Annotated in this window: 7 protein-coding genes; 3 read left to right on the top strand and 4 right to left on the bottom strand. The window is 67.8% G+C overall.

Annotated elements, in window-relative coordinates; all coding sequences use genetic code 11:
* The first annotated feature begins 189 nt into the window (after positions 1-189).
* The 3 genes from gltB to NMI01S_RS05435 all read left to right on the top strand — a co-directional run bounded on the left by gltB (position 190) and on the right by NMI01S_RS05435 (position 7655).
* Positions 190-4854: a glutamate synthase large subunit gene (gene gltB / locus NMI01S_RS05445; RefSeq protein ID WP_062994906.1), complete on the top strand. Its 4665-nt coding sequence runs from the start codon at positions 190-192 to the stop codon at positions 4852-4854.
* A 59-nt stretch (positions 4855-4913) separates the two neighbouring features.
* Entirely contained in the window at positions 4914-6383 is a 1470-nt protein-coding gene (locus tag NMI01S_RS05440; RefSeq protein WP_062994905.1) for a glutamate synthase subunit beta, read from the top strand.
* 348 nt (positions 6384-6731) lie between these two features.
* A complete protein-coding gene (locus NMI01S_RS05435) occupies positions 6732-7655 on the top strand; it encodes a cutinase family protein (protein ID WP_084512456.1) in 924 nt (307 codons plus the stop codon).
* A gap of 63 nt (positions 7656-7718) precedes the next feature.
* On the opposite strand, the gene NMI01S_RS05430 is transcribed toward NMI01S_RS05435, so the two are convergent.
* The 4 genes from NMI01S_RS05430 to lysX all read right to left on the bottom strand — a co-directional run bounded on the left by NMI01S_RS05430 (position 7719) and on the right by lysX (position 12725).
* Positions 7719-8033: a hypothetical protein gene (locus NMI01S_RS05430; protein ID WP_062994904.1), complete on the bottom strand. Its 315-nt coding sequence runs from the start codon at positions 8031-8033 to the stop codon at positions 7719-7721.
* Positions 8034-8264: 231 nt separating this feature from the next.
* Complete coding sequence (locus NMI01S_RS05425) at positions 8265-8582, bottom strand: hypothetical protein (protein WP_245716715.1); 318 nt, start codon at positions 8580-8582, stop codon at positions 8265-8267.
* Between the two features lie 108 nt (positions 8583-8690).
* Complete coding sequence (locus NMI01S_RS05420; RefSeq protein WP_062994902.1) at positions 8691-9320, bottom strand: histidine phosphatase family protein; 630 nt, start codon at positions 9318-9320, stop codon at positions 8691-8693.
* A gap of 69 nt (positions 9321-9389) precedes the next feature.
* A complete protein-coding gene (gene lysX, locus NMI01S_RS05415; RefSeq protein WP_062995089.1) occupies positions 9390-12725 on the bottom strand; it encodes a bifunctional lysylphosphatidylglycerol synthetase/lysine--tRNA ligase LysX in 3336 nt (1111 codons plus the stop codon).
* Positions 12726-12844 lie beyond the last annotated feature (119 nt).

Genomic DNA, 12844 nt, shown 5'->3' with positions numbered 1-12844 from the left:
CCCGACTACGAAACCGAAGCGGGTGGACAACTGGAGAGTTTGACTGCACGGGATGACCATCAGCGCCGCTGGTCGCCGCAACGTCCGGACGCAGTCTAGGCGGAGGCGTTTCGACGAGGGCCATCGGAAAGAAGGCATCGAAATCGAAGGCCTCTTCGTTGAAGGCGCCTATTTCTTGAAGGCAGAGGCATGACGCAACTTCCTGGCCACAGGTCACCTGGACCGATCGGGCTCTATGACCCGGCGAACGAGCACGACTCCTGCGGTGTCGCGTTCGTCGTCGACATGCATGGCCGTCGTAGCCGCGACATCGTCGACAAGGCTATTACGGCACTGCTGAACCTGGAGCACCGTGGTGCTGCGGGTGCAGAACCCAACTCCGGTGACGGTGCGGGCATCCTGATCCAGCTCCCGGACAAGTTCTTCCGGGCCGCGCTGGCCGAGAGCGGTGCCGCGTTCGAGTTGCCGCCGGAAGGTTCCTACGCCACCGGTATCGCATTCCTGCCGCAGGCCCGCCGCGAGGCCGCCCGCGCCTGCTACCGGGTCGAGAAGATCGTCAAGGAAGAGGGCCTGGCCGTTCTGGGCTGGCGCGAGGTTCCGATCGACGAGTCCTCCCTGGGTGCGCTGTCGCGCGACGCCATGCCGACGTTCCGGCAGCTGTTCATCGCCTCGCCCGCCGACGCTGCCGAGCAGCTCAGCGGCATGGACCTGGAGCGGCGTGCCTACGTCGTGCGCAAGCGGGTCGAGCACGAACTCGGCAAGCAGGGCGCCGGCGAGGGTGCGGTCGGCCGTGAGACCGTCTACTTCCCGAGCCTGTCCGGTCAGACCTTCGTCTACAAGGGCATGTTCACCACCCCGCAGTTGCGGGCGTTCTACCTGGATCTGCAGGACGACCGGGTGGAGTCGGCGCTGGGCATCGTGCACTCGCGCTTCTCGACCAACACCTTCCCGTCCTGGCCGCTGGCCCACCCCTTCCGCCGCGTGGCGCACAACGGTGAGATCAACACCGTCACCGGTAACGAGAACTGGATGCGCGCCCGTGAGGCGCTGCTGAACTCCGAGATCTTCGGTACCGACAGCGAGGGCAACAACCGGCTGGAGAAGATCTTCCCGGTCTGCACCCCCGGCGCCTCCGACACCGCGCGCTTCGACGAGGTGCTGGAACTGCTGCACCTCGGTGGTCGCAGCCTGCCGCACGCCGTGCTGATGATGATCCCGGAGGCCTGGGAGCGGCACGAGTCGATGGACCCGGCGCAGCGCGCCTTCTACCGCTACCACTCCATGCTGATGGAGCCGTGGGACGGCCCGGCGTCGGTGTGCTTCACCGACGGCACCGTGGTCGGCGCGGTGCTGGACCGCAACGGTCTGCGCCCGTCGCGCATCTGGGTCACCGAGGACGGCCTGGTCGTCATGGCCTCCGAGGTCGGCGTGCTCGATATCGAGCCGTCGAAGGTGGTCCGCAAGGCCCGTCTGCAGCCCGGCCGCATGTTCCTGGTCGACACCTCGCAGGGCCGCATCATCAGCGACGACGAGATCAAGTCGCAGCTGGCCGCCGAGCACCCGTACCAGGAGTGGCTCGACGAGGGCATCATCAAGCTGGCCGAGCTGCCGGACCGTCCGCACGAGCACATGTCGCACGACCGCGTGCTCATCCGCCAGCAGATCTTCGGATACTCCACCGAGGAACTGGGCCTGCTGATCTCGCCGATGGCCAAGACCGGAGGTGAGGCGCTGGGTTCGATGGGCACCGATACGCCGATCGCGGTGCTGTCCTCGCGTCCGCGCCTGCTGTTCGACTACTTCGCGCAGCTGTTCGCACAGGTCACCAACCCGCCGCTGGACGCCATCCGCGAGGAGGTCGTCACCAGCCTGCGCAGCACCATCGGTCCCGAGGCCGACCTGTTGCATCCGGGTCCGGAGTCCTGTCGTCACATCACGCTGACCCAGCCGATTCTCGACAACGACGAGCTGGCCAAACTCGTCCACATCAACGACGACGGTTCGCGGCCCGAGCTGCGTTCGGTGGTCGTGCGCGGCCTCTACTCGGTGAAGAAGGGCGGTAAGGGCCTGCGCAAGGCGCTCGAGGCGATCAACGCCCAGGTGTCGGCCGCCATCGACGGCGGTGCGCGGATCATCGTGCTGTCCGACCGCGAATCCAACGAGAAGCTCGCGCCGATTCCGTCGCTGCTGCTCACCGCCTCGGTGCACCATCACCTGGTGCGCGAACGCACCCGCACCAAGGTCGGCCTGGTCATCGAGGCCGGTGACGCCCGCGAGGTGCACCACATGGCGATGCTGGTCGGCTTCGGCGCGGCCGCGATCAACCCCTACATGGCCTTCGAGTCGATCGAGGACATGCTCGAGCGCGGCGCGCTGGAGATGCCGGGCAGCACCGGCGACAAGGCGGCCGACTACGCCGCGGCGGTCAAGAACTACAACAAGGCGGCCGGCAAGGGCGTGCTGAAGGTGATGTCCAAGATGGGCATCTCCACCATCGCCTCCTACCGCGGCGCGCAGCTGTTCCAGGTCGTGGGCCTGTCGCAGGAACTGTGCGACCAGTACTTCACCGGCCTGACCTCGCCGCTGGACGGCATCGGTCTCGACGACATCGCCGCCGAGGTCGCCGCCCGCCACCGGATCGCCTTCCTGGAGAACCGCACCGAGCGCGCGCACCGCGAACTCGAGATCGGCGGCGAGTACCAGTGGCGGCGTGAGGGTGAATTCCACCTGTTCAACCCGGACACGGTGTTCAAGCTGCAGCACGCGACCCGCTCGGGTCAGTACTCGATCTTCAAGGAGTACACCAAGCTGGTCGACGACCAGTCCGAGCGCCTGGCCTCGCTGCGCGGCCTGTTCAAGTTCAAGACCGAGGGCCGGCACGCGATTCCGGTCGAGGAAGTCGAGCCGGCGAGCGAGATCGTGAAGCGCTTCTCCACCGGCGCGATGAGCTACGGCTCGATCTCGGCGGAGGCGCACGAGACCCTCGCCATCGCGATGAACCGCCTCGGCGGCCGCTCCAACTCGGGTGAGGGCGGCGAGTCGCCGGCCCGCTTCGAGCCGGAGGACAACGGGGACTGGCGGCGCAGTGCGATCAAGCAGGTGGCCTCGGGCCGCTTCGGTGTGACCGCGCACTACCTGACCAACTGCACCGATATCCAGATCAAGATGGCCCAGGGCGCCAAGCCCGGTGAGGGCGGTCAGCTGCCCGCGCACAAGGTGTACCCGTGGGTCGCCGAGGTGCGGCACTCGACGCCGGGTGTCGGCCTGATCTCGCCGCCGCCGCACCACGACATCTACTCGATCGAGGATCTGGCCCAGCTGATCCACGACCTGAAGAACGCGAATCCGCAGGCTCGGATTCACGTGAAACTTGTCGCGGAGCCGGGTGTCGGAACGGTCGCGGCCGGCGTCTCCAAGGCGCACGCCGACGTCGTGCTGATCTCCGGCCACGACGGTGGTACCGGCGCCTCGCCGCTGACCTCGCTGAAGCACGCGGGCGGCCCCTGGGAGCTCGGCCTGGCCGAGACCCAGCAGACGCTGCTGCTCAACGGTCTGCGCGACCGCATCGTGGTGCAGGTCGACGGCCAGATGAAGACCGGCCGCGACGTGCTGATCGGCGCGCTGCTCGGTGCCGAGGAGTACGGTTTCGCAACCGCTCCGCTGGTGGTCTCCGGCTGCGTCATGATGCGCGTCTGCCATCTCGACACCTGCCCGGTCGGCGTCGCGACCCAGAACCCGGTACTGCGTCAGCGCTTCACCGGTAAGCCCGAATTCGTCGAGAACTTCTTCATGTTCATCGCCGAAGAGGTGCGGGAGCTGCTGGCCTCGCTGGGTCTGCGCACGCTCGACGAGGCCATCGGCCGGGTCGACCTGCTCGACACCACCAAGGCCAAGGAGCACTGGAAGGCGAGCAAGCTGGATCTGTCGCCGATCCTCGACGATGTCGAGACGGCGTTCATGTACCAGGACCGCCGCAACACCAAGACTCAGGACCACGGCCTGGACAAGGCGCTGGACAACCAGCTCATCGCCCAGGCGGCGGATGCGCTCGAGCGCGGCAAGCCGGTCAAGTTCGAGACCAAGATCACGAACGTGAACCGCACGGTCGGCACCATGCTCGGCCACGAGGTGACCAAGCTCTACGGTGGCGCCGGCCTGCCCGACGACACCATCGACATCACCTTCACCGGTTCGGCGGGCAACAGCTTCGGCGCGTTCGTCCCGGCCGGTATCACCCTGCGGGTGTTCGGCGATGCCAACGACTATGTGGGCAAGGGCCTCTCGGGCGGGCACCTGGTGGTGCGGCCGTCGCTGAACGCGCCGGAGTCCTTCGTCGCCGAAGAGAACATCATCGCGGGCAACGTGATCCTGTTCGGCGCCACCAGCGGTGAGGCGTTCATCCGCGGTGTCGTCGGCGAGCGGTTCTGCGTGCGCAACTCGGGTGCCACCGCGGTGGTCGAGGGCGTGGGTGATCACGGCTGCGAGTACATGACCGGTGGCCGAGTGGTCATCCTCGGCGAGACCGGCCGGAACTTCGGTGCCGGTATGTCGGGCGGTATCGCCTACATCTACAACCCGAACGGCACGTTCGAAGCCAACCTCAACTCCGAGCTGGTGGATATCGAACAGCTCGAGGGCGAGGACTTCACCTGGCTGCGCGACGTGGTCGCGAGCCATCGCGATGCGACGGGTTCGGCGGTGGCCGAACGCATCCTGAGCGATTGGTCGCAGCAGGTGAACCACTTCGTGAAGGTTATGCCTCGCGACTACAAGAAGGTATTGCTCGCTATCTCCGAGGCTGAGAAGGCCGGACGGGATGTCGACGAGGCGATCATGGAGGCCGCACGTGGATAACGTGAGACACGTGCAAGACGCACGGACGGCCGTGAGAGGCGACAAGACGGAGGCCGCACGTGGGTGATCCACAGGGATTTCTGAAGCACACCAAGCGGGAGCTGCCCACCCGCCGTCCGGTACCGCTGCGACTGATGGACTGGAAAGAGGTCTACGAGGAGAACTACTCCCACCAGACCCTGCAGACCCAGGCCAGCCGTTGCATGGACTGCGGTATCCCGTTCTGCCACAACGGCTGCCCGCTGGGGAACCTGATTCCCGAGTGGAACGACCTGGTCTACCGGGATCGCTGGCGCGAGGGCATCGACCGTCTGCACGCGACCAACAACTTCCCGGAGTTCACCGGGCGGCTGTGCCCGGCGCCGTGTGAGGCGTCGTGTGTGCTCGGCATCAACCAGGATCCGGTCACCATCAAGCAGGTCGAGGTCGAGCTCATCGAGAACGCCTTCGACGAGGGCTGGGTGCAGCCGGTCTATCCGACTCGCCTGACCGGTAAGAAGGTCGCGGTCGTGGGTTCGGGTCCGGCCGGTCTGGCCGCGGCCCAGCAGCTGACCCGCGCCGGCCACACCGTCACGGTGTTCGAGCGCGACGACCGCATCGGCGGTCTGCTGCGCTACGGCATTCCGGAATTCAAGATGGAGAAGCGCTTCATCGACCGCCGCCTGGCGCAGATGGAGGCCGAGGGCACCATCTTCAAGGCGGGCGTGAACGTCGGCGTCGACATCACCGCCGAGCAGCTGCGCGAGCAGTTCGACGCGGTGGTGCTCGCCGGTGGTTCCACCATCGCGCGGGACCTGCCGATTCCGGGTCGCGATCTGGACGGCATCCACCAGGCGATGGAATTCCTGCCGCTGGCCAACCGCGTTCAGCTGGGCGATCCGGTCGCCGACGAGGAGGGCCTGCCGCAGATTCACGCCAAGGGCAAGAAGGTCGTCATCATCGGTGGCGGTGACACCGGCGCCGACTGCCTGGGCACCTCACACCGGCAGGGTGCGGCCAGCATCCACCAGTTCGAGATCATGCCGAAGCCGCCGGCCGAGCGGGCCGAGTCGACCCCGTGGCCGACCTACCCGCTGATGTTCCGGGTCTCCTCGGCGCACGAAGAGGGCGGCGAGCGCGTCTTCTCGGTGAACACCGAGCGGTTCATCGGCGAGGACGGCAAGGTGACCGGACTGCAGGCGCACGAGGTCCGCAACGTCAACGGCCGCTTCGAGAAGGTCGAGGGCACCGACTTCACCCTGGAGGCCGATCTGGTCCTGCTGGCGATGGGCTTCGTCGGCCCGCAGAAGCCGGGTCTGCTCGAGGATCTCGGCGTCGGCTACGACCAGCGCGGCAACGTGAAGCGCGGTAAGGACTTCCAGACCACCGTTCCCGGCGTCTTCGTCGCCGGCGATATGGGGCGTGGGCAGTCGCTGATCGTGTGGGCCATCGCCGAGGGCCGGGCCGCCGCGTCGGCGGTGGACAAGCACCTCGAGGGCGAGACCGCGCTGCCGGCGCCGATCGCTCCGACGGCGGTCGCTCAGCGCTGAGTCCCGAAAATCAGAGGCGTCCACGGGCTTTCGAGCCCGTGGACGCCTGCTTTTTCGCTGTGTAGTGCGGAAACGTGTACCCGGGTCTCAAACATCGGAAATCGGACGGGATTTCGAGCTTGGATGGCAGTTCCTCGATGCCGCCGTTATCCTGAGCACCGGTATGTCGTAAATGCTCTTGGTCCGTGTCCGGACTCGTTGTCGCGAGGTCGTCTCGCTGCCGCGCGTCACGGATGCGGGCGGTTTTTGCTTCGCCGGGAATTTACCGCGCGGCAATGTGGCGGCGGCATCATCAGCGGCGAATACATATGAGGAGCCCCGGCGAGGGCTGGCTTGAACTGGAGCAGCATGCGGTTGAAGAAGGTTGTCGCGGCCGCCGGGGCGGCAGTCGCGGTACTGGCTGGTATGGCAGTGTCGGGTACCGCCATCGGAAGCGGTTCCGCGAGTGCGGATCCCGGATGCCCGAGCCTGTATGTCGTCGCGATTCCGGGCACCTGGGAAACCGGTGACCACAAGCCCGATCACATGGTCGGCCCCGGGATGCTGTCCGGTGTGACCCGCGGCCTGCCGAGTTCGACGGACGTCGACTACGTCAGCTACGCCGCGACCGCCTTCCCGTGGGAGGGCGATGTCTACGGCGCGTCCAAGAAGGAGGCGACCGACAACGCGCGCGGCCTCATCCAGGGGATGGCGGCCCGCTGCGCCGGTACGCATTACGCGATCGTCGGCTACAGCCAGGGTGCGGATGCCGCGGGCGATCTGGCGGCCGAGATCGGCACCGGCCTGGGCGTGGTTACGCCGGACCGCGTTTCGGGTGTCGGCCTGATCTCCGATCCGCGCCGTTCGCCCACCGACGTCCAGGTCGGCCCGGTGGTCGGCGGCGCCGGCGCCGGTGGTCCGCGCGTGGGTGGATTCGGCTTCCTCAGCGACCGGGTGCGCACCATCTGCGCGGCCGGTGATCTGTACTGCTCCACCGAGGACACCGACTACGTCACCCGCTTCGCCGGCTTCCTGGCGCAGGCCTCCGGTGCGAGCGCGGCCAACCTGTGGCGCTACCAGCTCGAGGCGGGTTCGATCATCGGCGATCTGATGGCGCACGGCGGTGTCGCGGCTCTGCAGTCGCAGCTCACCGACGACGCCAACCAGCAGCGGGTGGAGCAGCTCGAGCACTTCTACCAGTCCGGCACCCACACCTCCTACGGCAGCTATTCGGTGGGCGGCGGTCAGACCGCGATCTCCTGGATGCACAACTGGATCGCCGGAATGGCATGAGCCGGTGATCCACCCGTGAAGGCCACCCCGCATCGAGCGGGGTGGCCTTCGCCGTTTCCGGGATCAGCCGGCGGAACCGGTCGGCGGGAGCTGAGGCAGCTGCGGAGCGGGAGCCGGCTGGTTCTCCGGTCCGCGGTCCCGATCTCCACGGTTGTCGCCGCGGTGGTCGCCGTCGGGTCCGCGGTGGTCGCCGTCGTGATCGCGGTCGCCGGGGTGGTTGTCACGATCGATCGCGACCGCGCTGGGAGCGTTGGCGGGGGTGTCGGCGAAGGCCGGCACGGCGAGCGCGGACAGGGGAACGACGACGAGCGCGCCGGCGACGGCGACGCGGGTCACGAGGCGGCGGGTGCGGTTCTTCGGCTTCGCGGTGGTCTGCAAGGTTTCGGCCTTTCGTCTGCGAAATATGGAGCCGCGCTGTCGGTTTCGGGCCGGTCGGCCCGGCGGCTCACGAGTACATCGAAACGCCCCCGGCTGGGACGGCGATGTCCGCGAACTGTGAATGAACTTTGAAGCGACTCGGTCACGGGCCGCGAATCCCGAATATGTGCCCCACACAGCAACGAGGGCCGCTCCGGAAAAGGAGCGGCCCTCGGGTGCCGTCGCGGTCGATCAGCCGAACGAGCCGGTGGGAGGCGGTCCGGGCAGGAAGCCGCCGGGTCCGCCGGGCAGGAAGCCATCGGGTCCGCCGGGCAGGAAACCGCCCGGACCCGGCTGCCAGGGCCCGTGGTCGTGATCGTGGTGATGACGCCAGCCGTCGTGGTCATGGTCGGTGTCGTGCCAGTCGACGGGCGCGGCGGAGGGGGTGTCGGCGAAGGCGGGAACCGCGACCGCTGCCACGGGGGCGGCGACGACGGCGCCGGCGACGGCGATGCGGGCGATCAGCCTGCGGCGCGAAGAACTCTTGGAGAGCAACGGATTACCTTTCACTCGGAACACGGGCCGTCGTGCGGGGGCCCGTGGTCACTCATCGAACGACTCGACCCTGGGACGGGCAGTCGATCGCGCTGGTAATCGGCTGTGAATTGTGGCGGCCGTTCAGTCCACCGGCAGGTTGCGCGGCAACAGTTCCCAGACGTGGCTGTTCTCGTTCACCGTCGCCGCGGTCCGGGTCCCGCTGCGCGAGAAGAGCACTCGGGTGATCGAGCAGTAGTCGATCGGAAAGGTCAGCGGCCGTTCGAGGCCGAGTACGTCCTGCAGCAGTACGTTGATCACTCCGCCGTGGGCGAAGGCGACGACCGTATCGGCCGGTTCGGCGGCCGCGACGATATCGGCGATCGTGCCCAGCACCCGCGCCACGAACGCGGGCCCGTCGATCTGTTCGGGCAGATGTCCGGCCTTGATCCGGTCGTAGGTGGCGCGGAAGTCCCGCTTGGCCTCCTCGATCGGGATGTAGGCGGGTAGGTCGCGGTCGTATTCGGCCAGCCCGTCGAGCACCTCGACCGGCAGTCCCAGCTTCTCGGCCGTCGGCGCGGCGGTATCGCGGGCCCGCCGCTGCGGACTGCTCACCACCCGCGCGATGCGATGTTCGCCGCCCGCGAAGCGGGCGATCACCGCGGGTACCCGCCGGGCCTGTTCGACACCCAGTTCGGTGAGTTCGGGATCGGCGGGACCGGAGGTGGTCAGCACCCGTCCGGGCTGGGCGTGACGAACGAGAACAAGCTGCACGGATCTACTGTGCCGGACGCCGGTTCCCGGTTCGCGAACGGGTGCGCGCCGCGGACGCCGAGGGGGCGCTCAACGTCCGTCGCCTTGGCTGGTGCGCGGTTTGACCAGCGGGAACGGCAGGGTTTCGCGGATGCTGCGGCCGGTGATCAGCATGACCACGCGGTCCACGCCCACACCCAGGCCGCCGGTCGGTGGCATCGCGAATTCCAGCGCCTCGAGGAAATCCTCATCCAGCTCCATGGCCTCCGGGTCGCCGCCCGCGGCCAGTAGCGACTGTTCGGTCAGGCGGCGGCGCTGTTCGATCGGATTGGTCAGTTCGCTGTAGGCGGTGCCGAGTTCGACACCCCACGCCACCAGATCCCAGCGTTCGGCGACACCGTCGATGCGGCGATGCGCGCGTGTCAGCGGTGAGACGGAGGTCGGGAAGTCGATGTAGAAGGTAGGTTCCAGGGTCCGGTCCTCGACGAGGTGCTCGTACATCTCGAGCACGATCTGCCCGGCGTCCCAGCCCGGCTGATACGGCACCTCGACCTTGTCGCACAGCAATCGCAGCCGATCCACCGGGGTGTCGGGGGTGACGGTCTCGCCGACGGCTTCGGAGATGGCACCGTGCACGGTGCGCACCGGCCAGTCGCCGGAGATGTCGACCTCGGTCAGCGTTCCGTCCGCATCCGGTCGCAGGGCTACGCAGGCGCCGTTGGCCGCGATCGCCGCGTTCTGGATCAACTGGCGGCACGCGTGCATCATCCGCTCGTAGTCGCTGTGCGCCTCGTAGGCTTCCAGAATCGTGAATTCCGGATTGTGGCTGTAGTCCACGCCCTCGTTGCGGAACACCCGGCCCAGTTCGAAGACCTTCTCCATCCCGCCCACGCACAGCCGCTTGAGATACAGCTCCGGTGCGATGCGCAGATAGAGGTCGAGATCGTAGGCGTTGATGTGGGTGCGGAAGGGCGCGGCGTTGGCGCCGCCGTGCACCTGCTGCAGTACCGGCGTCTCGACCTCGAGGAAACCCCAGCCGTTCAACGTGTCCCGCAGCGACCGCACCACCGCGCTGCGTTTGGCCAGCACCTCGCGTGCCTCGACGTTGATCGTCATATCGACGTAGCGCTGACGCACCCGCGCCTCGGGATCGGCGAGTCCGCGCCACTTGTCCGGCAGCGGGTGCAGGCATTTGCCGATCATCCGCCAGTCCTGCGCGAGCAACGACAGTTCGCCGCGGCGGCTGGTGCCGATCTGGCCGCTCACCTCGATCAGATCACCCAGATCGAAGTACTCGCCGAACGAACTCGAGCGGCGCGCGCCGACCCGGTCCCGGTCGATGAGGATCTGGATGTCGCCGGACCAGTCGCGCAGCGCCGCGAAGGTGACGCCGCCGTGGTCGCGGATCCGCAACAGCCGCCCGCAGACCCGCACCGTGGTGCCCTTGGGGGAGCGGCGGGCATCGGCGATCGAATGGGTCGGCGCGTAGGCCACCGGGTAGGCGTCGATATCGGCCGATTCGAGCCGGCGCACCTTGTCCATCCGCACGCGCACCTGTTCGGGGCGGCGGGCGGCGGCCTGTTCGAGTTCCGAGGGCGGCGCCTCGGGCGGGCTGCCGTCGGCGTGCAGCCCGGTGAGGGTGGGCGGTACCGCGGAATGAAGTCCGGTGTGCGCCGAGGCGTCCGGCTGCTTGCCGAAGCGCGGCAGGAAGCCCTCGGCCAGCGCACTGGCGAACGCCACCCGCGGCAGCTGGCGGCGTTCCTCGAAGATGAAGAACCGTGGTACCCACTGCGGCTGATATTTCACATTCGACCGGTACAGCGCCTCGAGCTGCCACCAGCGGCTGAAGAACATCAGCACACTGCGCCACAGTCGCAGCACCGGGCCGGCGCCGATCCGGCCGCCCTCCTCGAAGACCGAGCGGAACACCGCGAAGTTCAGCGAGACCCGGGTGATCCCGTACTGTTCCGAGGTCAGCGCCAGCTGGGAAATCATGAATTCCATGATTCCGTTGGGGCCCTTGGGATCTCGTCGCATCACATCGAGCGAGACACCGCTGCGGCCCCACGGCACCAGCGAGAGCATGCCCCATACGCGGCCGTCGCGGTCGAGCGCCTCCACCAGCAGGCTGTCTCCGTCGAGCCGGTCGCCGAGCCGGCCCAGTGCCATCGAGAAGCCGCGTTCGGTTTCGGTGTCGCGCCAGGAATCCGCGCGCGCGATCATCTGCGCCATCTCGTCCGGCGACAGTTCGCCGTGCCGGCGGACCCGGACGGTGAAGCCCTGCTTGTGTAAACGGTTGGCGGCCTGGCGGACCTGCTTCATCTCGGGTCCGGCCAGCGAGAAGGAACGGGTGTCGAGAATCGCCTCGTCGCCCAGACGCAGGGCGGACAGGCCCGCCCGGCGATAGGCGGTGGCGCCGAGTTCACCCGCACCCATCACGGCCGGGGCCCAACCGTATTCGTCGGCCAGTCGCAACCAGGCATCGATGGCCTGCGGCCACGCCTCCCGCACACCGATGGGATCGCCGGAGGCCAGGCAGACGCCGAGTTCGACGCGATAGGTGATCGCCGCCTTACCGCTGGGCGCGAACACCACGGCCTTGTCGCGGCGAGTCGCGAAGTAGCCCAGCGAATCCTCGACATCGGAACGGGCGAGCAGGCCGCGCACCGCCGATTCGTCCAGTCCGGTCATGGCGTTGGAGGCGCGCTGGGAGCGGAACAGCACCAGCGCCGCCGCCAGCAGCGCGATCGCACCGAACAGGCCGAGCAGCAGATTCACCACATGCGGCGGGTGTCCGTCGAAGTTGTTGTCCGCCACCAGAATTGTCGCGGTGACCCGCGAGACCGCCCACAGCGGGCGTTGCGCGCCGCGCGGCAGGCTGCCGGGGAACAGTTCCACCAGCCCCCACCCGAGCAGACTGCTGATGGTCAGCCCGCTGACCAGGACACCGAGCGCCTTCCACACCGCGCCCCGCCGCACCCGGGTGTAGAACTCCGGCCACGCTGCGATCATCAGGCCGATCACCGCCAGGTGGACGAACAGCGCGGCCAGCGCGTGCGGATCCTGTTCCTCGGCGAAATCCAGTCCGTTGGCGAGCGCGAACAGCGCCATGTACCCGACCAGCAACCACCAGGCGATACGTTTCCGGGACGCGGTCGCGCCGGCGAGCAGACCGACGATCACCGCCCACATCAGGTTCGTGTCGGGCGCGTCGAAATAATAGGCGTCGAGGTAGTGCCTCGGGACCGTGGTGATGTAGCGCAGGCCGGGCGAAATACTCCACAGCGCACACAGAATCGAAAACACGCCGAGAACCAGGCCGACCAGGTGGGGGACTTCACTCAGCCGACCGTGGGCGCGATGCGGAACCGGTGAGGTAGGGGAACTGCGGTCGCGCGAGTGAAGCTGGTCTTGCGTGGAAGTCACCGCACCAGTGTGCGGGCTGGGACCGCCCGAGGGGAGAAGGCCACCGGGCGAGTCCTGCTCGTGCACGGTCATATTCGATCCTTTCGCCGGACCCCGGTACCCATCGCGACGGGGGCGGC

This window comes from Nocardia mikamii NBRC 108933, from assembly GCF_001613505.1.
In the GTDB taxonomy this organism is placed as follows: Bacteria; Actinomycetota; Actinomycetes; order Mycobacteriales; family Mycobacteriaceae; genus Nocardia; species Nocardia mikamii.
Note: the sequence above shows the minus strand (reverse complement) of the source record. Positions and strands in the feature narration are given on the sequence as shown.

Bases quoted from the DNA above. Each gene is read 5' to 3' on its own strand.
- gltB (WP_062994906.1), top strand. From the start codon at position 190: ATGACGCAACTTCCTGGCCACAGGTCACCTGGACCGATCGGGCTCTAT.
- NMI01S_RS05435 (WP_084512456.1), top strand. From the start codon at position 6,732: ATGCGGTTGAAGAAGGTTGTCGCGGCCGCCGGGGCGGCAGTCGCGGTA.